Here is a 22,656-nt window from a genome sequence, read left to right as displayed (position 1 = left end):
TAAAAATTGATTTTTCCCATTTTAAGCCTCTTTATTATCTTTAAATCACATTTAAATAATCTTTATACAGCTACTTTATGATATTAACATTCACAAAATTTAAGCAAATCCTCCACATCTTCCAACCAAAGATTCCCAATTTCATCAATCAATTCAGCACAATTAAAAATATCAGAATTTTTAGCCGCACTTTCTAAAGTATCCGCTAATTGACGTAAATGATTTAAGCCCACCGATGCAGCAGCCCCCTTAATTTTATGGGCCGTCTCTTCTGTTTCTTTCATGTTATCTTTTGATAATTGAATGAGATAATTTGGCATCGTTTGTTTGAATAAAGATAAACTTTCTAAAATTTGGGGTTTTCCAAGGGTTTCAATTAATGCCAAATCAAACTTTTCTGAAAATACACTAGTATCATTTACTTCGATTATAGGTTCCCTTTCATCCGCAAAAAATTGCTGCAGACAATGGTATAAATCCTTAATTGAAATGGGTTTGCGTAATACGCCATCCATGCCCATTTCTAAATATTCTTGCTCGCTTTGCATAACATTGGCAGTAAAAGCAATCATTGGCGGTAAAAAATCATAAATACCGTTCTCATAATTCTCTCGCAAATATTGGGCGATTTCAAAACCACTCATATCTGGTAATTTAATATCTAGCAATAAAATGTCGTAAACATTTTTCTCAAATAAAGTGATCGCCTGCTTACCATTTGTCGCAACATCAACATGATGCCCAAGTTTTTCTAAAATAGTTTTCGCAACCATAATATTGAGATCAACATCTTCCACTAAAAGAATGTTCAAGGATGGAATATTTTTCTTAACAGATTCTTTTTCAGAAATTTCCTGAGCGTGGAGAGTAAGATGGAAAGTCGCTCCTTTTCCTCGTTCACTTTCAACCGTTAAATCCCCTTCCATTAACTGAGCGAGATTTTTAGAAATAGCCAATCCAATACCGCTACCCGCACTTTGCTGGCGACTTTCTTTCACTTGATAATACATTTCAAAAATATGTTTTTGTTCTTCAGGTGAAATCCCCATTCCTGTATCTTTCACAATAAAATGGTAACAATCCTGATTTCTCATAATTTTAAGAATAATATTTCCCTGATCCGTAAACTTCACCGCATTACTAATTAAGTTCCACAAAATTTGGCTCAAGCGAACACGATCAAGATTCAGCCAATTGGGTAGATTTTGTTCAAGCTCTAAAGAAAAAATAAGATTTTTTTGTTTGGCAAGGAAACTGGCAAAATTATAAATATCGTTTAATAAGGCGGGGAAATCTGTTGGCTGACGATTTAATTCAATTCGACTGGCATCAATTTTTTCCAAATCAATAATATCGCTAAAAATATAGCCTAAACTGACCGCACTTATGTTGATAGTTTTTAAATAATTACGCTGGAGATCATCCAATTCATCATCAAGTAAAATCTGGCTAAGCCCGACAATCCCATTCAATGGCGTGCGAAATTCATGGCTTATTGTGGCAAGTAAGGTACTTTTATCACGGCTATTTTTTTCTAACTTTTCCAATGCTTGGGATAATTTTTTCTGAGCAGCAATTCGCTCGGCGATCTCATTTTCCAATCGATTAACCGAGCTAGAAAGATCAAGACGAGAATGTTCAAGTTTTTCTACTAATAAAGTGAAAAAATAAATAACAAAAGGTGCAGTGAGTAAGCCAAAAGTTACCGAACGAAAAATATCTACCCAAGATATCTGATGAACAATAAATAGACTAAATAAAATCTGAGTACAAAGGGCTAAAACCGCGAGAATCATCACGCCTAAAAGAGAAAAACGAAGACGCCCAAGACGAATAACCCAATCCACATAACTCTGAGCAAAATATTTGAAATTTTTCATCAAATCTCCTAAGACATTATTATCGTTATAAAAAAACCTGTGCATATAGGCTTTATTATATCCATAAAGTAAAAGAGATTGTTATTACTATGTGTGCGTAAGAAATGAAAAACTTAATCTTTATTAATTATCTGTTTAACTAAAATTTGTAATTCAGGAATAACTTGCTCTTCAAACCAAGGATTCTTTATGATCCAAAGCTGATTGCGAGGGGAAGGATGCACAAGAGGCATAAAGTGCGGTAAGAATTGACGATAATTTTTAACAGTGTCAGTTACATTATCTTTATTTTCAGGTAAATAATATTTCTGTGCATATTGCCCAATAAGAATAGTGAGCTGAATATTAGGTAGATGCTCTAAAATCATTGGATGCCATTTTTCTGCGAAACCTTGACGAGGTGGTAAATCACCAGATTGACCTTTTCCAGGATAATAGAAATCCATAGGAAGAACCGCAAACATTCCAGAATTATAAAAATAATCGTAATCCACACCTAGCCAATCACGTAGACGATCACCACTTTTATCATTCCAATACAAACGAGATTGCTCAGCTTTTAACCCCGGAGCTTGACCTACAATATTAATTCGAGCTGTTTTAGGCGCTGAAAATAAAGGGAAAATACCACGAGCTGTAAAATCCTTATTTTGAGGATCAGCGATAATACTTGAAGTTATTTTGTCTAAATTTTTAAGCATAATGAAGGAGATTAGAAATGAATATATAAAGTCTATTTAAAAAATATGAAAAATCAAAATAATAAATAGATACATTTATTAAAACTATATTGTGTGCAATACAGAAACTAAAAACTTAGTCTCTGAATAAAGATTATTATTTTTACTTTCCCCTTTATGAAGATGGATATACTAAATTAAAGAGGTAAAAACCCCAGCCTTTCGACTGGGGTTCTTCTTTTTTTATGTGATTTAGATTTTTATTTGATAACCCGGCGGTGCCCTACTCTCACATGGGGAAACCCCACACTACCATCGGCATTACAGCGTTTCACTTCTGAGTTCGGTATGGTCTCAGGTGGTTCCACCGCACTATCGCCGCCGGGATAATTCTTTAATAACTTCTCTCTTTGTTTCTTCTCTTTTACGACTTCACTTTTTTCGCTTTTCGTCTCTCTTCTTCTTATCGGCAACAAGCTGAACTCGATTTTCTTTCTATTTTTCCTTTCTATTAAGTCTTCTATATTTAAGTTGTTTGTCTACTCTTCTCTTTCGCTCTTTTCTCAAAAACACTTGAGCGTTGTATAGTTAAGCCTCTCGGGCAATTAGTATCTGTTAGCTCAATGACTCACATCACTTACACACCAGACCTATCTACGTCTTCGTCTTAAACAACCCTTACTGTCTTAAAGACAGGGAGAACTCATCTCTTGGCAAGTTTCGTGCTTAGATGCTTTCAGCACTTATCTCTTCCGCACTTAGCTACCCGGCAATGCGTCTGGCGACACAACCGGAACACCAGTGGTGCGTCCACTCCGGTCCTCTCGTACTAGGAGCAGCCCCAACCAATTCTCCTACGCCCACGGCAGATAGGGACCGAACTGTCTCACGACGTTCTAAACCCAGCTCGCGTACCACTTTAAATGGCGAACAGCCATACCCTTGGGACCTACTTCAGCCCCAGGATGTGATGAGCCGACATCGAGGTGCCAAACACCGCCGTCGATATGAACTCTTGGGCGGTATCAGCCTGTTATCCCCGGAGTACCTTTTATCCGTTGAGCGATGGCCCTTCCATTCAGAACCACCGGATCACTATGACCTACTTTCGTACCTGCTCGACTTGTCTGTCTCGCAGTTAAGCTTGCTTATACCATTGCACTAACCTCACGATGTCCGACCGTGATTAGCAAACCTTCGTGCTCCTCCGTTACGCTTTGGGAGGAGACCGCCCCAGTCAAACTACCCACCAGACACTGTCCGAGACCGCGTTCCGCAATCTTCGTTAGAACATCAAACGTTAAAGGGTGGTATTTCAAGGATGACTCCATAATCACTGGCGTGACTACTTCTTAGTCTCCCACCTATCCTACACATCAAAATTCAATGTTCAGTGTCAAGCTATAGTAAAGGTTCACGGGGTCTTTCCGTCTAGCCGCGGGTACACCGCATCTTCACGGCGATTTCAATTTCACTGAGTCTCGGGTGGAGACAGCCTGGCCATCATTATGCCATTCGTGCAGGTCGGAACTTACCCGACAAGGAATTTCGCTACCTTAGGACCGTTATAGTTACGGCCGCCGTTTACTGGGGCTTCGATCAGGTGCTTCTCTTTCGATTACACCATCAATTAACCTTCCAGCACCGGGCAGGCATCACACCCTATACCTCCACTTTCGTGTTTGCAGAGTGCTGTGTTTTTAATAAACAGTTGCAGCCAGCGGGTCACTTCGACCGGTTCAACCTTCGAGAGTAAATCTCTACAATCTACGCCGGCGCACCTTCTCCCGAAGTTACGGTGCTATTTTGCCTAGTTCCTTCACCCGAGTTCTCTCAAGCGCCTGAGTATTCTCTACCTGACCACCTGTGTCGGTTTTCAGTACGGTTTAGTAAAGCCTGTCGCTTAGTGGCTTTTCCTGGAAGTGTGGTATCAGTTACTTCAGCTCCGTAGAGCCTCGTCATCATCTCTCAGTGTTTAATAGAAGCCCGGATTTGCCTAAACTTCCCACCTACCAACTTAAACGCACATATCCAACAGTGCGATAACCTAACCTACTCCGTCCCCACATCGCAGCTTTACCAAGTACAGGAATATTAACCTGTTTCCCATCGACTACGCTTTTCAGCCTCGCCTTAGGGGCCGACTCACCCTGCCCCGATTAACGTTGGACAGGAACCCTTGGTCTTCCGGCGAACGGGTTTTTCACCCGTTTTATCGTTACTTATGTCAGCATTCGCACTTCTGATACGTCCAGCTAACCTCTCGATTAACCTTCATCCGCTTACAGAACGCTCCCCTACCCAACAGACTTTCGCCTGATGCCGCAGCTTCGGTGCTATATTTCAGCCCCGTTACATCTTCCGCGCAGGCCGACTCGACTAGTGAGCTATTACGCTTTCTTTAAATGATGGCTGCTTCTAAGCCAACATCCTAGCTGTCTAAGCCTTCCCACTTCGTTTCCCACTTAATATAGACTTGGGGACCTTAGCTGGCGGTCTGGGTTGTTTCCCTCTCCACGACGGACGTTAGCACCCGCCGTGTGTCTCCTGAGTATCACTCTTTGGTATTCGTAGTTTGCATCGGGTTGGTAATCCGGGATGGACCCCTAGCCGAAACAGTGCTCTACCCCCAAAGGTGTCACCTCAAGGCTCTACCTAAATAGATTTCGGGGAGAACCAGCTATCTCCCGGTTTGATTGGCCTTTCACCCCCAGCCACAAGTCATCCGCTAATTTTTCAACATTAGTCGGTTCGGTCCTCCAGTTAGTGTTACCCAACCTTCAACCTGCCCATGGCTAGATCACCGGGTTTCGGGTCTATACCTTGCAACTATTCGCCCAGTTAAGACTCGGTTTCCCTTCGGCTCCCCTATTCGGTTAACCTCGCTACAAAATATAAGTCGCTGACCCATTATACAAAAGGTACGCAGTCACCCTTTCGGGCTCCCACTGCTTGTACGTACAAGGTTTCAGGTTCTATTTCACTCCCCTCACCGGGGTTCTTTTCGCCTTTCCTTCACAGTACTGGTTCACTATCGGTCAATCAGGAGTATTTAGCCTTGGAGGATGGTCCCCCTTCTTCAAACAGGATATCACGTGTCCCGCCCTACTTCTCGTTAGCTTAGTACCACAATATGGTTTTTAGATACGGGATTATCACCCTCTTTGATTGTGCTTCCCAACACATTCTCCTAACCATACTGTTATCACTTACTGGCTCTTTCGCTTTCGCTCGCCGCTACTGACGAAATCTCGGTTGATTTCTTTTCCTCGGGGTACTTAGATGTTTCAGTTCTCCCGGTTTGCCTCAACAAACTATGTATTCACTTGTTGATAGTAGATTCTTCATCTACTGGGTTTCCCCATTCGGATATCTTGGATTAAACGCCTCTTATCGACTCATCCAAGCTTTTCGCAGATTAGCACGTCCTTCTTCGCCTCTGATTGCCAAGGCATCCACCTTGTACGCTTAGTCACTTAACTATACAACCTCAAATGTTTTCAATCACTTTAAGTTTTCACTTCAAAGTACGGTCAATTTGATGCGTATTTTCATTCAACTAAACACTTGATTGCTTTTGTTCAATCAAGATTTTATGCAAAACAGGTTTTGTTTTTAGAGTTTCCTTCTCAGTTCCCTCCTCTCACTTTCCTGTCTTGCCTACTCAGACTTTCTCTCGAAAATCTCTTGTTTTCAGCTTGTTTCCAATTTTTTAAAGAACAGTTGATAAAACTTTTCAGTTATCATCGTTAAATAAACTAAAAAAATTAAATTTAAAATTAAACTTAAAACTAAGAATAAAATAACCTAATATTTAAAATAGCTTAATACTATCTCAATACCTTATTACTTTGTCTTTTTCTAATTTACTTAACGATGATAAGTGGTGGAGATAAGCGGGATCGAACCGCTGACCTCCTGCGTGCAAGGCAGGCGCTCTCCCAGCTGAGCTATATCCCCATTTATCATTCATCATTTATTATATTAATTAGTTAATATTTTTATAATAAATGATTGACCATTACGCCTTTATCCACTCTCAGAGTGGTGGGTCTGAGTGGACTTGAACCACCGACCTCACCCTTATCAGGGGTGCGCTCTAACCACCTGAGCTACAGACCCAAGGGTAATGTTTTCTTCTGCTCATTTGTCTACAACTATCAGCCAATCTGTGTGAGCACTCGCTGTCTCTCGTCTTCTGTAAGGAGGTGATCCAACCGCAGGTTCCCCTACGGTTACCTTGTTACGACTTCACCCCAGTCATGAATCATACCGTGGTAAACGCCCTCCTAAAGGTTAAGCTATCTACTTCTGGTACAACCCACTCCCATGGTGTGACGGGCGGTGTGTACAAGGCCCGGGAACGTATTCACCGCGACATTCTGATTCGCGATTACTAGCGATTCCGACTTCATGGAGTCGAGTTGCAGACTCCAATCCGGACTTAGACGTACTTTATGAGATTCGCTCCACCTCGCAGCTTCGCTTCCCTCTGTATACGCCATTGTAGCACGTGTGTAGCCCTACTCGTAAGGGCCATGATGACTTGACGTCATCCCCACCTTCCTCCAGTTTATCACTGGCAGTCTCCTTTGAGTTCCCGACCGTATCGCTGGCAACAAAGGATAAGGGTTGCGCTCGTTGCGGGACTTAACCCAACATTTCACAACACGAGCTGACGACAGCCATGCAGCACCTGTCTCTAAGTTCCCGAAGGCACATTCGCATCTCTGCAAACTTCTTAGGATGTCAAGAGTAGGTAAGGTTCTTCGCGTTGCATCGAATTAAACCACATGCTCCACCGCTTGTGCGGGCCCCCGTCAATTCATTTGAGTTTTAACCTTGCGGCCGTACTCCCCAGGCGGTCGATTTATCACGTTAGCTACGGGCGCCAGAGTTAAACCCCAACCCCCAAATCGACAGCGTTTACAGCGTGGACTACCAGGGTATCTAATCCTGTTTGCTCCCCACGCTTTCGCACATGAGCGTCAGTACATTCCCAAGGGGCTGCCTTCGCCTTCGGTATTCCTCCACATCTCTACGCATTTCACCGCTACACGTGGAATTCTACCCCTCCCTAAAGTACTCTAGTTACCCAGTCTGAAATGCAATTCCCAGGTTAAGCCCGGGGCTTTCACACCTCACTTAAATAACCGCCTGCGTGCCCTTTACGCCCAGTTATTCCGATTAACGCTCGCACCCTCCGTATTACCGCGGCTGCTGGCACGGAGTTAGCCGGTGCTTCTTCTGTATTTAACGTCAATTTGATGTACTATTAACACATCAACCTTCCTCAATACCGAAAGAACTTTACAACCCGAAGGCCTTCTTCATTCACGCGGCATGGCTGCGTCAGGGTTCCCCCATTGCGCAATATTCCCCACTGCTGCCTCCCGTAGGAGTCTGGACCGTGTCTCAGTTCCAGTGTGGCTGGTCATCCTCTCAGACCAGCTAGAGATCGCAGGCTTGGTGAGCCTTTACCCCACCAACTACCTAATCCCACTTGGGCTCATCCTATGGCAGGTGGCTAAAAGTCCCACCCTTTCGTCTCTCGACACTACGCGGTATTAGCGACAGTTTCCCGTCGTTATCCCCCTCCATAAGCCAGATTCCCAAGCATTACTCACCCGTCCGCCACTCGTCAGCAAGAAAGCAAGCTTCCTCCTGCTACCGTTCGACTTGCATGTGTTAAGCCTGCCGCCAGCGTTCAATCTGAGCCATGATCAAACTCTTCAATTCAAGTTCAATCGCTCAATATACTGCTTAGCTATAAATAAACACTACTTAAAAAAGTAATTATGAATTTTCAGTTAAGCACCTATTAAGACTTCAAAATTAAAAAATATTTTTAAAACAAGTCAATCAACAAGTGCCCACACAGATTGTCTGATATATTGTTAAAGAGCAAAAAAGAACGACGCACGTGGAAACTTAAAAACTTCACAACAGTGCGTCGTTGTGTGCGGTGCATTATAGGGATTTTCAAATCCCTTGCAAGTACTTTTTGTAAAAATATTTAAAAAAATGATCTTTTGATTAAAGTACAAGCGATTAGAGCAAAATATAGATCTTTTTGGCTATTTTTTTAAGCGTTTTAAAATTCTAGGAAGATCAACGATAGAATCTAATACATAATCCGCTATTCTTTCACTTTCCCCCGTGACTGGTTTACCTGTACGAACTAATACGTTCATTTTCACTTTTGCGCCAATTCCCGCTTTTAAATCTTCAACTTTATCTCCAACCATAATAGATTGCGTAGGATCGATCTTTAATTCTTTGATCGCTTGCAATAACATTCCCGATTTAGGCTTCCGACAATCACAATCTTCTTTATATTCGCCCTTTCCCTCAGGATGATGTGGACAATAGTAAATACCATCCAAATCCACATCTTGTTCAGCTAACGACCAATCCATCCATTCTGTCAGCTGTAAAAACTGATCTTCAGAAAAATAACCACGTGCAATGCCCGACTGGTTGGTCACTAATACCAACATATATCCCAGTTTCTTTAATTCTCGCAATGCATCAATCGCACCCTCAATAAATTTAAAGTTATCAATTTCGTGTACATAACCATAATCAATATTTAACGTGCCATCGCGATCTAAAAAAATAGCCTTATTCATTCTCTTACCTTTTATACATATTAAATTAAGGAAAATTATCTATTTAATCCAAACGATTAGCAAATATAAGTCATAACTAATCTGTCTAAAAAAGATAATCTGACATATTGACATAGCAATCTAGACATCTAGAATACCAAAACAGATTTAAAAACAATAAATAAAAAGGGCTTATATGATTAAGCTAAATAATATTACGAAAATTTTTGAGCTACCGAACAAAAAATTGACTGCGCTTGATAATGTTTCGTTGAATATCGAAAAAGGTCAAATCTGTGGCGTAATTGGTGCATCTGGTGCAGGAAAAAGCACATTAATTCGCTGTGTGAATTTATTAGAAAAACCGACAAGCGGTTCCGTTATTGTTGATGGCGTAGAATTAACAGGACTTTCTGATCGAGAATTAGTACGCGCTCGTCGTCAAATTGGAATGATTTTTCAGCATTTCAATTTACTAAACTCTCGCACTGTCTTTGAAAACGTAGCATTACCCTTAGAATTAGAAGGTAAGTCAAAAGCAAAAATCCAAGAAAAAATTACCGCACTTTTAGATCTTGTTGGTTTAAGTGAAAAACGTGATGCTTACCCAAGCAATCTTTCGGGTGGGCAAAAACAACGTGTAGCTATTGCTCGCGCCTTAGCCAGCGATCCTAAAGTCTTATTATGTGATGAAGCCACTAGCGCATTAGATCCTGCAACGACACAATCTATTCTTAAATTATTAAAAGAAATTAACCGCACTTTAGGTATTACGATTTTATTGATTACTCATGAAATGGAAGTTGTTAAACAGATTTGTGATCAAGTTGCTGTTATTGATCAAGGTCGCCTCGTTGAACAAGGTACTGTCGGTGAAATTTTTGCAAACCCTAAAACAGAATTAGCACAAGAGTTTATTCGTTCGACTTTCCATATCAGTCTACCTGATGAATATTTGGAAAATCTTACTGATACGCCGAAACACAGCAAAGCGTATCCGATAATCAAATTTGAGTTTACGGGTCGCTCAGTTGATGCACCATTACTTTCTCAAGCTTCAAAAAAATTTGGCGTGGAACTCAGTATTTTAACCTCACAAATTGATTATGCTGGGGGTGTCAAATTTGGTTATACCATTGCTGAAGTAGCAGGCGATGAAGACGCTATTACACAAACCAAAGTTTATTTAATGGAAAACAACGTGCGCGTGGAGGTGCTTGGTTATGTTCAATGATGTCTTGGCAACATTCAGCCAACAATTAACACCTCAAATGTGGGGTGTTGTCGCAACCGCAACTTATGAAACTGTTTATATTAGTTTTGCATCAACCCTACTTGCCGTACTAGTCGGCGTGCCTATTGGCGTATGGACTTTCTTAACTGGAAAAAATGAGATTTTACAAAATAACCGCACCCATTTTGTATTAAACACGATTATTAATATTGGGCGTTCCATTCCATTTATTATTTTGCTCTTAATCTTATTACCTGTAACACGTTTCATCGTGGGAACTGTATTAGGTACAACAGCAGCAATTATTCCATTAAGTATTTGTGCAATGCCATTCGTGGCTCGCTTAACTGCTAATGCATTGATGGAAATTCCAAATGGTTTAACCGAAGCCGCTCAAGCAATGGGGGCTACCAAATGGCAAATTGTACGTAAATTCTATTTGCCAGAAGCACTACCGACACTCATTAATGGTATCACGCTTACGCTAGTCACTTTAGTTGGTTACTCTGCAATGGCGGGGACGCAAGGTGGCGGTGGCTTAGGTAGCCTCGCTATCAACTACGGCGTATATCGCAATATGCCTTATGTCACTTGGGTGGCAACCATTATTATTGTGCTATTCGTTATGATTAGCCAAAAACTCGGCGATACACTGGCTAAAAAAGTGGATCATCGTTAATAAAATACAACCCTTAACTTAAACAGGAAGGAAATCCTATGAAATTAAAACAACTTTTTGCAATCACTGCAATCGCATCAGCTCTCGTTTTAACAGGCTGTAAAGAAGACAAAAAACCTGAAGCGGCAGCTGCACCACTTAAAATCAAAGTCGGTGTGATGTCTGGCCCTGAGCACCAAGTTGCAGAAATTGCAGCAAAAGTCGCTAAAGAAAAATATGGTTTAGACGTTCAATTCGTTGAATTCAATGACTACGCATTACCAAATGAAGCTGTATCTAAAGGCGATTTAGATGCAAACGCAATGCAACATAAACCTTATTTAGATGAAGATGCAAAAGCGAAAAATTTAAAGAACTTAGTCATCGTGGGTAATACTTTCGTTTATCCATTAGCGGGTTATTCTAAAAAAATCAAAAATGTGAATGAATTACAAGACGGTGCTAAAGTTGTTGTTCCTAACGATCCAACAAACCGTGGTCGTGCATTAATTCTTCTTGAAAAACAAGGTTTAATCAAATTAAAAGATGCAAATAACCTTCTTTCAACTGTACTAGATATTGTTGAAAATCCGAAAAAATTAAACATCACTGAAGTAGATACTTCTGTTGCGGCACGTGCATTAGACGATGTTGATTTAGCTGTAGTAAACAACACTTATGCGGGTCAAGTGGGCTTAAATGCACAAGATAACGGTGTATTTGTAGAAGATAAAGATTCTCCATATGTGAACATTATCGTTTCTCGTACCGATAACAAAGACAGCAAAGCTGTTCAAGATTTCGTAAAATCTTACCAAACAGAAGAAGTTTACCAAGAAGCTCAAAAACACTTTAAAGATGGTGTTGTAAAAGGTTGGTAATTTCTACCGCACTTTAATTCATTACTAAATCCCTTGCTCTGCAAGGGATTTTCTTATCAAGCTCGGAATGTTTTAAAGAATATTGATAGCTAAAACTAATTAGATAATACAGAAATATGAAATTTCTTTAATTGATAAAAAAATAAAATACTTTTACGCTTGGAAATGTTTAATTATAGAAAAGACAATAATTCAGAGAGAGAATATTTAGATTACTTTTAGATAAATTTCAATTAAATCAAAAATTAAGAGTAATAGCTTCTTTTATCGACAAATTAATAAGAAAATCAAAGATATTTTTACCGCACTTTACCATTACATAACACCAATTTTGTTTTCTGAGCTTTCAGATAATTAGCAATTCCTTCGGGAACCTCATCCGTAAACAAATATTCCACATCACTTAATTCGCCCAATCGAACAATTGCTTGGCGCGTAAATTTAGAGCGATCGGTCACTAATAAGGTCTGACGTGAACTTTCAATAATCGCTCGCTTTACTTGTACTTCATGGTAATCATAATCCAATAATGAACCATCAGAATCGATCGCGCTAATCCCTAAAATCCCGAAATCTAGGCGAAATTGAGAAATAAAATTCACTGTAGCTTCGCCAATAATTCCACCATCCATTCGCAATGATCCGCCCGCCATAACAATATCAAAACTTTCATTTTGGCGTAAAAGATGAGCGGCATTCAGATTGTTCGTCACAATTCGGAGTTTTTTGTGACCAAGCAATGCATTGGCGACAGCCTCAGGCGTGGTACCAATATCAATAAACAAAGATGCGCCGTTAGGAATCAACTTTGCGACTTCCTGCGCAATATTATTTTTTTGTAATGAAAAGAATTGCTTACGATCCACGTAATCAGAATTTTCTGCAGAAGATGGCGATGCCGCACCGCCGTGATGGCGACGAATTAAATCTAACTCCGCCAAAATATTCAAATCACGGCGAATCGTTTGAGGGCTAACATCTAAGGCAGTAACCAGTTCTTCTGTACTTAAATAGCCAGATTGCTCCACCAGTTTAATAATTTTTTGATGGCGTAACGATTGTTTCATAGCAAATCCTTTAATCCAAATAAAACAGGCTTACTCTAGCGAATTTTTACGTAATTTGCTATCAATAAATCCCCAAATCAAGCCGATAATCAAGCCTGAAATATGCGCTGCATTTCCCATTTCAACACCAAATAAGGGGCTAACAAAACCTAATGCGATCCCCACCAATAACATTGTGAAAAAACCTTCTGGCAGATCGAATAAATGATGATTCAATTTATCACATATAAATACATAACCCAACACAGCATATACAACACCAGAAAGCCCAAAGAAAGCGGGGCCAGACACATAATTTTGCACATAGCCTGTTATGGCAGATGCTACAACATACAACATCAATAATTTGACCGAACCAAAAGTGCGTTCAATCATTCCACCGAAAATAAAAAACCAAGACAGATTAAACAAAATATGCAAATTAGATAAATGTACCAATGTATGTGAGATATAACGCCACACTTCACTATCTTGCTCTTCGTAAGCGGGGTAGTGCATCAAATACATAATATCGTCTTCAAAACCCAGCTGTTGAGCAATATAAATAAGCGCACAAAGTGCGGTGAGAATTAGCGTGATTTTTCCTTGTTGAGCTAAAAAATTTTTCATTCGTGATCTCGTGCTTCTACGGAAATTTAAAAATCTGACTTCGCATTAAAGGTCATTGTTTCCCCTGTAATGGGGTGGGTAATCGTCAATTCATCTGCGTGCAAACATAATCTTGGCGACATAGCTTTAGCCTGAGGATGCGAATAAAATTTATCGCCTAGAATTGGATGCCCCAAAGCTAACATGTGCAAGCGTAATTGATGAGATCTGCCTGTCACGGGCGTCAGTTTCACGCGAGTACTGTTATTGGGCAAACGTGCTAAAACTTCGAATTTTGTGACCGCTCTTTTCCCTAAAACGAAATCCAAACGTTGGCGAGGACGATTTTCCCAATCACAAATCATTGGCAAATTTACCTCGCCATAATCTTTCTCCAAATGCCCCCAAACAATCGCTTGATAATGTTTTTTCGGTTCACGTTCGCGAAATTGACGTTTTAATTCACGATCTGCCGCCTTACTTAAAGCAAACACAATAATACCGCTCGTTGCCATATCCAAACGATGAGCTGGCTCGCAAAAGCCGAATTTTTCTTTCACTCGGCTCATTGCACTATCGTAATATTGTGGTTGATTACCCGGCACAGAAAGCAAACCGCTAGGTTTGTTCACCACGCACAAATGATTATCTTGATAAATAATATCCAAATAAGGTTCAAGAGGCGGATTGTATTCAATCAATGCCATTTTTATTCCTTGTTCGTCACAATGATACGCAAGCAATCCAAACGCCAATTTGCTTTAGAAAGCTCATCCAGTGATTGTGTTCGTTGTTGTTCCAAAATATCAATTTCGCTTTGGCGAATATTTTGATTTACCGCTCGCAAAGCCTGCAAACGATTAATTTCTGCGCTTAATTGTTGATCTGCCTGATTTTTAGCTTCGGTAATAATCGGTTCAGCTAAAGATTTTACCAGTTGATCGCCTCGTGTAATCAAGGCTTCAATATTACCCCGCGCCATTTTTACCATTTGATTGGCAATATTTTTACCAAGTGGTTTCAATTTGCTATGCAATGTTTCAAAGGCAACCTGCTCACCAATGTTATTTCCTTTGTTATCAAGAAGCAGACGAATAGGCGTTGGCGGCAAAAAACGATTAAGCTGTAATCCTTTTGGCGATTGACTTTCCACCAGGTAAATCAATTCAATTAATAAGGTTCCAGCGGGCAGTTGTTTATTTACAAGCAATGCCATTGCGGCTTTGCCAATATCACTCGAAGCAACAAGATCAATACCTTGACGAATCATAGGATGATCCCAAGTCAAGAATTCCATTTCTTCGCGAGCAAGGGCAAATTCTCGATCAAAGGTAACCGTCACACCTTCTTCTTTTAAACCCGGAAAATCAGGCACAAGCATTGTCCCAGTTGGGCTAATCACAATACTATTTGCGCCAAGATCTTCTTGCTCTACGCCAATAATATCAAATAATTTTAAAGCAAAATTCACAAGCTCAGGCGAATTATCTTCATCAGCAATTTGATCCGCTAACGCTTGTGCTTGCTCACCGCCATGAGAATTTAGCTCTAATAAACGATCGCGACCTTTTTCTAACTTAATCTTGAGTTTTTCCCGCGCAGTTTTAGTTTGTTTTAATAATTCAGAAAATTCATTCTCTGAAAGTGCGGTAGAATTTGACCGCACTTTTTCCAACTCGTCCTCAAACTGCGAAAATAATGCCATTCCCATTGGGCAGGTTTGTTCAAAAGCATTCAGCCCCTCATTGTACCAACGCGCTAAACGAATTTGAGGCGAATCTTTCGCACAAGGCACATAAATTTGCACATCACGTTTTTGTCCAATACGATCTAATCTCCCAATACATTGTTCCAATAAATCAGGATTTGTCGGTAAATCAAATAACACTAAATTTGCCGCAAATTGGAAATTACGTCCTTCCGAGCCAATACTCGAGCTCAGTAAAACCTGCGCACCGTTTTCTAAATCCGCAAAATAAGCGGCAGCTCTATCCCGTTCGATAATCGACATTTTTTCGTGGAACACCGCTGCTCGAATCGCCTCACGTTCACGTAAAATTTGTTCTAACTGAATCGCCGTTGCCGCCGTCTGGCAAATCACAAAAATTTTTTCATCGCGATGTAGTTTAAGGAAATCAATCAGCCAATCAATTTTATCATTCTCTTCCGAGAGTGTAATTTGGTGGTAAACACGGTGTGGAAAACCTTTCACGCCTTGACGTGTATTGCGAAATAACATACGCCCCGTACCGTGACGATCAATTAAGGCTTGAATCAATTCCTGACGGGCACGATGCTGTTCTTCATCATTATTTGATGCAATCGCTTTAAAAAGTGGCTCAACATCTTGTTCAAGCAACAAATCAGAAATATGATTTTTTTCTACCGCACTTAATGCCTTATTTGCCAGCAAAGATTCAATAGCATTAACCACAGGTTGGTAGCGTTCCTGCTCTTTCACAAAGGTTTGATAATCAAAGAAACGTTCTGGATCCAGTAAACGCAAACGAGCAAAATGACTTTCTTGCCCAAGTTGCTCTGGAGTTGCAGTGAGTAACAAGACAGAGGGAATGATGCGAGCAAGCTGTTCAACTAATAAATAAGCTGCACTTGGTGCGCTTTCTGACCATACCAGATGATGCGCTTCGTCTACAATTAAACAGTCAAATTGAGCATCAAGTGCCTGCTCTACTCGGTTTGGATGCGTTTCTAACCAATTTAGAGAACAAATAATTAAGCTTTCAGTCGTGAATGGATTAACAGCATCAAGATCAAAATCGTTGCAACGTTCTTCATCAAAAAGTGAAAAATGCAAATTAAAACGACGAAGCATTTCCACCAGCCATTGATGTTGCAAAGTTTCTGGCACGATAATAAGAACACGTTGCACTTTCTCAGCAAAACGTTGATTCTGCAAAATCATTCCTGCTTCAATGGTTTTCCCTAAACCAACCTCATCAGCCAATAACACGCGAGGATTAACTCGATTACCAACCTCTGCTGCAATATGAAGCTGATGGGGAATTAAACCCGCACGCGTTCCGCGTAAACCACGCAATGGCGATTTAAATTGTGCTTGCTGATGACAAAGCGTGCGATAACGCAATGCAAAATGACTGCTGCGATCAATTTGCGCTGAAAACAAACGATCTTTCGCTTGGCTAAAAGAAATAATCGGCGAAATATCACGTTCTTGCACAATGACATCTTCATCTTGTGGGGTTTTAACTAAATAAAACAACAAACCGTTCATATTTTGAACGTCTAAAATCTCGCCTTGCCAGCCAGCTTGATGGGATAATGTTTCGCCTTTGCTAAACACAATTCGACTTAAAGGCGCTTGTGCAGCAGCATATATCCTCGTTTCATCTGCTGCGGGGAAATAAATCGTGACGGTTCGTTGATCTAATGCGGTAATAACACCTAATCCTAAAGCGTTTTCACTTTCACTCAACCAACGCTGACCAATAGCAAAGGGCATAATAATTCTCTTTCTGATTTACATTGATAAAATTTTGGGGCGTATTGTAGCTCGCATACTCTTGAAAAGAAACTCACAAAAAATTGACCGCACTTTTATGAAGATATACGTCACCCCCAATATAATTTATTCTTGGATTTTCAACATACTCAAGCGTAAACTAGAATCTCGACTAAATCCACCGTGTAGGGAAAAGAGATGAATTATCGTGATGAATTAATTTTACAATGGGTAAATCAACAAGGAAAAGCCAGCGTAATAGAACTTGCACAGCATTGTGATATTTCGGTGGAAACCATTCGTCGCGATTTGAACAAATTAGCGAACAAAGGCTTATTGCACCGAACACACGGAGGAGCAGTGAGTAATAAAACCAAAGATTTAGGTTCATTTTTCCAAACTCGAAAACATATTAATGCAACAGCTAAACGACATATTGCCCAAAAAGCCTTGGATTTGCTATATGAAAATGCCGTTATAGGTTTAGATGCAAGCTCAACAAGTTGGTATTTTGCTTATTTAATGCCCGATATTCCTTGTACAGTAGTAACCAACTCAATGTTTAACATTAATGCCCTAGTTAATAAATCCAATGTTAAAACTATTGTCACTGGCGGAGTTTATTCAGCAAAATATGAAGCATTTTACGGTCCCTTATCTGAGTACTTATTACAACGATTACATATTAATTTTTCCGTGTTTTCTTGTTCAGGAATTGATCAAAACGGTAATATCTGGGAATCAAATGAGCTGAATGCCTCTTTGAAACGAAAAATGATAGAGGCTTCAGAACGTGCTTATTTGTTAATTGATTCTTCTAAGTTTGAAAAGAAAAGTTTGATTCAACTTACCGATTTAAGCAAAATTGATACGATTTTTTCTGATCAACCACTTCCAGATAACTTACAAAAATATTGTGAGCTACACGATATAATGACCGTTTTATAAAAAAATATGACCATTTTGACCGAAAATTATTAAAAATTTAAAAGATCAGTCATATATATTTCCTTAAATATGGTCAATTTTTGTGATCTGCTTCTCAGTTTTGCAACAAAATTTCATTAAAATTTCATTTCTTACTATTTTCCTCATCATTTTTCTTTCACACTCTAATTCAATGAAAGCACAATTTGTTCCGCAGTGATTTCATCATTCTTACTTAAGCACAAACAAAGGAGTGTAACTATGGCTCTTGCTACTCAATTAAATCGCATAAAAATCGGTATTCGTCCAACTATTGATGGTCGTCGAATGGGAGTTCGAGAATCTCTTGAAAGCCAAACAATGCGTATGGCTCAATCTGTTGCTCAATTATTACAAACACATATTCGTCATACAGATGGTACTTTTGTTGAATGTGTAGTTGCAGATAGCACTATCGGTGGTGTAGCTGAAGCAGCCGTCTGTGCGGATAAATTTAAACGCGAAAACGTTGGATTAACCATTACCGTTACCCCTTGTTGGTGTTATGGATCAGAAACCATTGATATGGATCCTCACATGCCTAAAGCAATTTGGGGACTTAACGGCACGGAACGCCCAGGTGCGGTTTACTTAGCTGCCGCCCTTGCTGGTCATTCTCAATTAGGACTACCAGCCTTTTCCATTTACGGTACAGAAGTTCAAGAAGCTGATGACACAAACATTCCTGAAGATGTAAAAGAAAAATTATTGCGTTTTGCTCGTGCTGGGCTTGCTGTGGCAAGTATTCGAGGAAAATCCTATTTATCTATCGGGTCAGTTTCCATGGGAATTGCAGGCTCTATTGTAAATCAAGCTTTCTTCCAAGAATATTTAGGTATGCGGAATGAATATGTGGATATGATGGAAATTAAACGCCGTTTAGACCGCAAAATTTATGATCAAGAAGAAGTTGATTTAGCCTTGAGTTGGGTTAAACAATATTGCAAAGAAGGGGTTGATGTAAATAGCCTAGAGAATCAACGCAATGCGGAAGAGCGTGCAGAACTTTGGGAAAATGTTGTGAAAATGACCATTATCACTCGTGATTTGATGGTAGGAAATCCAAAATTAGCAACATTAAATTATGCAGAAGAAGCCTTAGGCCATAATGCCATTGCAGCAGGTTTTCAAGGGCAGCGTCATTGGACTGATCATTTGCCAAACGGAGATTTTATGGAGGCTATGCTCAATTCAACTTATGACTGGAATGGCGTGCGTCCACCTTATATTCTTGCCACGGAAAATGATAGTTTAAATGCAATAGGAATGTTATTTGGGCATCAATTAACTGGCAAAGCTCAAATTTTCGCAGATGTGCGTACTTATTGGAGTCAAGATTCGGTTGAGCGTGTTACTGGATGGCGACCTGAAAGTGGATTCATTCATTTAATCAATTCAGGTTCAGCTGCACTTGATGGAACAGGAGAGCATCAAGATGCTCAAGGCAATCCAACCTTAAAACCGGCATGGGATGTCACCGAAGAAGAAGCAAAACGTTGCTTAGAAAATACGCGTTGGTGTCCTGCTGTTCACGAATATTTTCGTGGGGGCGGTTTATCTTCTCAATTCCTAACCAAAGGTGGCATACCGTTTACAATGCACCGCATTAATCTTATTAAAGGTCTAGGTCCCGTTCTACAAATTGCTGAAGGATGGTCAATCGACCTACCTCAAGATGTACATAATAAATTAAATCAACGTACTAATGAAACTTGGCCAACAACATGGTTTGTTCCTCGTTTAACTGGAAAAGGTGCATTTACTGATGTGTATTCAGTCATGGCAAATTGGGGAGCAAACCACTGTGTAGCGACTCACGGTCATGTGGGGGCTGATCTAATCACTCTTGCTTCAATGTTACGCATTCCAGTCTGTATGCATAATATATCAGAGAAAAATATTTTCCGCCCTAGTGCTTGGAATGGATTTGGTCAAGACAAGGAAGGGCAAGATTATCGAGCCTGCCAAAACTTTGGTCCGCTTTATAAATAACCCCTAATTTGTTTTTATAAAAAAGTGCGGTCAAAAACATAATGATTTTTGACTACGCTGAGGAGAGTTTTTATGGCTATCGCATTGATTTTTGACTGTGGCGCAACAAATTTACGCACCATTGCGATAAATGAAAAAGGACAAATTCTTGCCTCCCATCATCTTGCTAATAATACAAAACAAGGAATGGAATCATCTGATTATCATATTTGGGATATTGAAGAAATCTGGCAAAAATTAACCTCTTGTGCAACTCAAACCTTCAATCAATTAATGCAACAAGGTATTGATTTAAAAGATATTGTAGGAATATCTGTTACCACATTCGGCGTGGATGGCGCACCTTTTGATGAAAATGATCAACAGCTTTATCCGATTATTTCATGGAAGTGTCCACGAACCATACCAGTAATGGAAAATCTATCTAATCAATTAGATATCAAATCCCTTTATCAACGTAACGGCATTGGTCAATACAGTTTTAATACCTTATTTAAATTACATTGGTTAAAAACACATAAGCCAGATATTTTCCAAAAAATGACTAAATTCGTGTTTATTTCATCAATGCTCACTCAACGCTTAACTGGTCAATTCACAACAGATCACACAATGGCGGGAACATCAATGATGACAAACCTTACTAACGGTAATTGGGATCCATCGATTTTAGCCTCGCTGGGTTTAAGTAATAACCATTTCCCTCCTATGCGTTATGCAGGTGAAAAAGTTGGAAAATTACGTACACCATTAGCCCAGAAATGGGGGTTAAATCCTGTACCTGTCATTTCTTGTGGACATGATACCCAATTTGCTGTGTTTGGGTCTGGTGCTGGGCTGAATCAGCCTGTATTAAGTTCTGGCACTTGGGAAATCTTAATGGCTAGAACCCAGCACGCAGAACCTAGATTTGAGTTTGTTTCTCAAGGCTTAACCACTGAATTTGATGCACAATCCAATTGCTTTAACCCAGCGGTGCAATGGGTGGGTTCTGGCGTAATAGAATGGTTAGGTAAATTATTATTTTCCGATGTTTATGGCAGCGATCACTATTACACCACAATGATCAAAGAGGGAGAACAGGCTTTTAATGCAGGAAAAAGTGCGGTCAATTTTGAAGGTATTTTTAGCCAAAAAGGACAAGGTAATATCAGTGGACTTTCTATGTTTGCTACTCGTGGAGAAATTTATGTCAGCGCATTACAACATATGGCAAATCAACTCAAAAACGGTTTATCCGTGCTACAGCAAGTCAGTCAGTTCCAAGCTAAAAGCTTAATTTGTGTTGGGGGTGGCTCAAAAAATGTATTGTGGAATCAAATCCGTGCAAACACCTTAAATTTACCGATTGATGTTGTGGACATTGCTGAAAGTACTGTACTCGGTGCCGCAATGTTTACCTTTGCAGGCGTAGGCATTTACGAAAATGTAAACGTAGCACAGCAAGAGATGCAACCAACAAGAAAAAGAATTTACCCAAATTAGAAGGAACAACAAAATGCTAAAAGGTATTCACCCAGCTCTTTCCCCTGAATTACTGAAAACCCTCGCCGAAATGGGACATGGCGATGAAATAGTTCTAGCTGACGCTCATTTTCCTGCACATTCACTACATAAAAATGTAATACGTGCAGATGGTATATCTATAGATATTTTACTTGAAGCAATAACTCCCTTATTCGAATTTGATGCTTATGTTGATGCCCCTCTGTTGATGATGAAAGCAGTTGAGGGAGATTCTTTAGATCCGAATGTTGAAACTCGTTACTTAAATGCGATTAAAAGTGCGGTCGGTTTCACACCAAATTTAACCTGTCTAGAACGCTTCGATTTTTATACACGTGCTAAACAGGCTTATGCTGTTGTTGTCAGTGGTGAGATCGCAAAATATGGCAACATTATCATTAAAAAAGGGGTTACTCCCATTTTATAAACAATAGAGGTATTACAAAATGAACAGAACAGAATTATCACAAAAAATCATTGATACTTGTCTTGAAATGACAAAATTAGGTTTAAATCAAGGCACGGCGGGAAACGTTAGTGTTCGTTATAAAGATGGAATGCTGATTACCCCAACAGGTATGCCATATCACTTAATGAAGCCAGAAAACATTGTTTATGTTGATGGAAATGGTAAACACGAAGAAAATAAATTACCATCAAGCGAATGGCAATTTCACTTGAGTGTTTATCATACTCGCCCTGAAGCAAATGCCGTTGTCCACAATCATTCCATTCACTGTGCAGGCTTATCCATTCTCGAAAAACCTATTCCTGCAATTCATTATATGGTAGCCGTAGGCGGCACAGATCATATTCCTTGTGTACCTTACGCAACATTTGGTACTCACGAATTAGCTAGTTATGTCGCAACAGGAATCAAAGAAAGTAAAGCCATTTTACTAGCACACCATGGTTTAATCACTTGCGGAGAAAACCTAGATAAAGCTTTATGGCTTGCACAAGAAGTAGAAGTATTAGCATCTTGGTATTTGAAATTACTCTCTACAGGATTAGAAATTCCACTGCTCAGCAAAGAGCAAATGCAGGTAGTGTTAGGTAAATTCCACACCTATGGATTACGTATTGAAGAATCCTAAACCTTGTTATACCCC

Annotated in this window: 15 protein-coding genes, 2 tRNA genes and 3 rRNA genes; 8 read left to right on the top strand and 12 right to left on the bottom strand. The window is 39.8% G+C overall.

The features are described from left to right. Window positions 1-83: 83 nt before the first annotated feature. The 8 genes from ACPT8O_RS04290 to gmhB form a co-directional block, all read right to left on the bottom strand. Entirely contained in the window at window positions 84-1,880 is a 1,797-nt protein-coding gene (locus ACPT8O_RS04290) for an ATP-binding protein (RefSeq protein ID WP_021035564.1), read from the bottom strand. 113 nt (window positions 1,881-1,993) lie between these two features. Continuing rightward, window positions 1,994-2,581 carry a uracil-DNA glycosylase family protein gene (locus ACPT8O_RS04285; RefSeq protein ID WP_021035565.1) on the bottom strand — a complete coding sequence of 196 codons (588 nt, stop codon included), beginning with the start codon at window positions 2,579-2,581 and terminating at the stop codon, window positions 1,994-1,996. A 249-nt stretch (window positions 2,582-2,830) separates the two neighbouring features. Continuing rightward, window positions 2,831-2,946: ribosomal RNA gene (rrf, locus tag ACPT8O_RS04280) — 5S ribosomal RNA — on the bottom strand. A 198-nt stretch (window positions 2,947-3,144) separates the two neighbouring features. Beyond that, window positions 3,145-6,042: ribosomal RNA gene (locus tag ACPT8O_RS04275) — 23S ribosomal RNA — on the bottom strand. A 402-nt stretch (window positions 6,043-6,444) separates the two neighbouring features. Beyond that, window positions 6,445-6,520: transfer RNA gene (locus ACPT8O_RS04270), tRNA-Ala, on the bottom strand. A gap of 85 nt (window positions 6,521-6,605) precedes the next feature. Continuing rightward, window positions 6,606-6,682 (bottom strand) — tRNA-Ile (locus tag ACPT8O_RS04265). A 79-nt stretch (window positions 6,683-6,761) separates the two neighbouring features. Beyond that, window positions 6,762-8,299: ribosomal RNA gene (locus ACPT8O_RS04260) — 16S ribosomal RNA — on the bottom strand. Together the 16S, 23S and 5S rRNA genes with 2 tRNA genes alongside form the textbook arrangement of a ribosomal RNA operon. A 338-nt stretch (window positions 8,300-8,637) precedes the next feature. Next, a complete protein-coding gene (gene gmhB / locus ACPT8O_RS04255) occupies window positions 8,638-9,192 on the bottom strand; it encodes a D-glycero-beta-D-manno-heptose 1,7-bisphosphate 7-phosphatase (RefSeq protein ID WP_021035566.1) in 555 nt (184 codons plus the stop codon). Window positions 9,193-9,367: 175 nt separating this feature from the next. Here gmhB and metN point away from each other — a divergent pair, with 175 nt between their 5' ends. From metN to ACPT8O_RS04240, 3 genes are read left to right on the top strand one after another with little or no spacing between them, the layout of a single operon-like run. Beyond that, window positions 9,368-10,405 (top strand): methionine ABC transporter ATP-binding protein MetN, encoded by a 1,038-nt coding sequence (gene metN / locus ACPT8O_RS04250; protein WP_021035567.1) that lies wholly within the window; start codon window positions 9,368-9,370, stop codon window positions 10,403-10,405. Beyond that, complete coding sequence (locus ACPT8O_RS04245; protein WP_021035568.1) at window positions 10,395-11,084, top strand: methionine ABC transporter permease; 690 nt, start codon at window positions 10,395-10,397, stop codon at window positions 11,082-11,084. Before metN ends, ACPT8O_RS04245 begins: the two co-directional genes overlap by 11 nt. Before the next feature lie 38 nt (window positions 11,085-11,122). Then, a complete protein-coding gene (locus tag ACPT8O_RS04240) occupies window positions 11,123-11,944 on the top strand; it encodes a MetQ/NlpA family lipoprotein (protein ID WP_425623344.1) in 822 nt (273 codons plus the stop codon). 299 nt (window positions 11,945-12,243) lie between these two features. Here the strand turns inward: ACPT8O_RS04240 and ACPT8O_RS04235 are convergent, their stop codons facing one another. The 4 genes from ACPT8O_RS04235 to rapA are packed head-to-tail and all read right to left on the bottom strand — an operon-like array spanning window position 12,244 to window position 17,080. Next, window positions 12,244-13,011 (bottom strand): DeoR/GlpR family transcriptional regulator, encoded by a 768-nt coding sequence (locus ACPT8O_RS04235; RefSeq protein ID WP_021035569.1) that lies wholly within the window; start codon window positions 13,009-13,011, stop codon window positions 12,244-12,246. Between the two features lie 30 nt (window positions 13,012-13,041). Further along, window positions 13,042-13,620: a rhomboid family intramembrane serine protease gene (locus ACPT8O_RS04230; protein WP_021035570.1), complete on the bottom strand. Its 579-nt coding sequence runs from the start codon at window positions 13,618-13,620 to the stop codon at window positions 13,042-13,044. 26 nt (window positions 13,621-13,646) lie between these two features. Then, on the bottom strand, window positions 13,647-14,306 hold the full coding sequence (gene rluA / locus ACPT8O_RS04225; protein ID WP_021035571.1) for a bifunctional tRNA pseudouridine(32) synthase/23S rRNA pseudouridine(746) synthase RluA: 660 nt from the start codon (window positions 14,304-14,306) through the stop codon (window positions 13,647-13,649). Window positions 14,307-14,308: 2 nt separating this feature from the next. After that, a complete protein-coding gene (gene rapA, locus ACPT8O_RS04220; RefSeq protein ID WP_021035572.1) occupies window positions 14,309-17,080 on the bottom strand; it encodes an RNA polymerase-associated protein RapA in 2,772 nt (923 codons plus the stop codon). Window positions 17,081-17,278: 198 nt separating this feature from the next. Here rapA and ACPT8O_RS04215 point away from each other — a divergent pair, with 198 nt between their 5' ends. The 5 genes from ACPT8O_RS04215 (at window position 17,279) to fucA (ending at window position 22,641) form a co-directional block, all read left to right on the top strand. After that, window positions 17,279-18,028 (top strand): DeoR/GlpR family DNA-binding transcription regulator, encoded by a 750-nt coding sequence (locus tag ACPT8O_RS04215; RefSeq protein WP_021035573.1) that lies wholly within the window; start codon window positions 17,279-17,281, stop codon window positions 18,026-18,028. 240 nt (window positions 18,029-18,268) lie between these two features. Next, window positions 18,269-20,038, top strand: coding sequence for an L-fucose isomerase (fucI, locus tag ACPT8O_RS04210; RefSeq protein ID WP_021035574.1), 1,770 nt, complete (start codon window positions 18,269-18,271; stop codon window positions 20,036-20,038). A 72-nt stretch (window positions 20,039-20,110) separates the two neighbouring features. Then, window positions 20,111-21,523, top strand: coding sequence for an L-fuculokinase (fucK, locus tag ACPT8O_RS04205; protein ID WP_021035575.1), 1,413 nt, complete (start codon window positions 20,111-20,113; stop codon window positions 21,521-21,523). Window positions 21,524-21,536: 13 nt separating this feature from the next. Further along, window positions 21,537-21,971 carry an L-fucose mutarotase gene (gene fucU / locus ACPT8O_RS04200; protein WP_005661544.1) on the top strand — a complete coding sequence of 145 codons (435 nt, stop codon included), beginning with the start codon at window positions 21,537-21,539 and terminating at the stop codon, window positions 21,969-21,971. Window positions 21,972-21,990: 19 nt separating this feature from the next. Further along, a complete protein-coding gene (gene fucA, locus ACPT8O_RS04195) occupies window positions 21,991-22,641 on the top strand; it encodes an L-fuculose-phosphate aldolase (RefSeq protein ID WP_005658574.1) in 651 nt (216 codons plus the stop codon). Window positions 22,642-22,656 lie beyond the last annotated feature (15 nt).

Source organism: Haemophilus sp. HN_Hi08, from assembly GCF_049824455.1.
Classification (GTDB): Bacteria; Pseudomonadota; Gammaproteobacteria; order Enterobacterales; family Pasteurellaceae; genus Haemophilus; species Haemophilus influenzae_D.
This window is presented reverse-complemented; position numbering and strand designations above follow the sequence as displayed.